The 1,112-nt window shown below is 48.8% G+C and carries 2 tRNA genes and 1 rRNA gene; all 3 read left to right on the top strand.

Annotation, left to right across the window (positions count from 1 at the left end):
- Positions 1-9 precede the first annotated feature (9 nt).
- Positions 10-86: transfer RNA gene (locus BM154_RS23500), tRNA-Ile, on the top strand.
- A gap of 21 nt (positions 87-107) precedes the next feature.
- Positions 108-183, top strand: a tRNA-Ala gene (locus BM154_RS23505).
- Between the two features lie 258 nt (positions 184-441).
- A 23S ribosomal RNA gene (locus tag BM154_RS23510) occupies positions 442-1,112 on the top strand; the annotation flags it as partial.

Consider the following 1,112-nt stretch of genomic DNA (forward strand, 5'->3'; position numbering starts at 1 on the left):
CCCTGTTATAGGTCTGTAGCTCAGTTGGTTAGAGCGCACCCCTGATAAGGGTGAGGTCGGCAGTTCAAATCTGCCCAGACCTACCAATTCAGGTGCAGATGATATACGGGGCCATAGCTCAGCTGGGAGAGCGCCTGCCTTGCACGCAGGAGGTCAGCGGTTCGATCCCGCTTGGCTCCACCACTTTCTGTTGCAGTCGTTGATGCGTAAGAGTTCAGAAATGAGCATTCCTGCAAGAGCAGAGTGAATGTTGATTTCTGGTCTTTGACCAGTCGAAACATCGTTCTTTAAAAATTTGGGTATGTGATAGAAGTGACTGATTGATTACTTTCACTGGTAATTAATCTGGTCAAGGTAAAATTTGCGTTGTTCTCAAGTGCAAATTTTCGGCGAATGTCGTCTTCACGTTATAGACAGTAACCAGATTGCTTGGGGTTATATGGTCAAGTGAAGAAGCGCATACGGTGGATGCCTTGGCAGTCAGAGGCGATGAAAGACGTTGTAGCCTGCGATAAGCTTTGGGGAGTCGGCAAACAGACTGTGATCCAGAGATCTCTGAATGGGGGAACCCACCTAGCATAAGCTGGGTATCATGCACTGAATACATAGGTGCATGAGGCGAACCAGGGGAACTGAAACATCTAAGTACCCTGAGGAAAAGAAATCAACCGAGATTCCCTTAGTAGTGGCGAGCGAACGGGGACTAGCCCTTAAGTTGATTAGAGTGTAGTGGAAGGCTCTGGAAAGTGCCGCCGTAGTGGGTGATAGCCCCGTACACGAAATGCTCTTATCAATGAAATCGAGTAGGACGGAGCACGAGAAACTTTGTCTGAATATGGGGGGACCATCCTCCAAGGCTAAATACTACTGACTGACCGATAGTGAACCAGTACCGTGAGGGAAAGGCGAAAAGAACCCCGGAGAGGGGAGTGAAATAGAACCTGAAACCGTATGCGTACAAGCAGTGGGAGCCTACTTTGTTGGGTGACTGCGTACCTTTTGTATAATGGGTCAGCGACTTATATTCAGTGGCGAGCTTAACCGAATAGGGGAGGCGTAGCGAAAGCGAGTCTTAATAGGGCGTTTAGTCGCTGGGTATAGACCCGAAACCG

This window comes from Phytopseudomonas argentinensis (assembly GCF_900113905.1).
Classification (GTDB): domain Bacteria; phylum Pseudomonadota; class Gammaproteobacteria; order Pseudomonadales; family Pseudomonadaceae; genus Aquipseudomonas; species Aquipseudomonas argentinensis.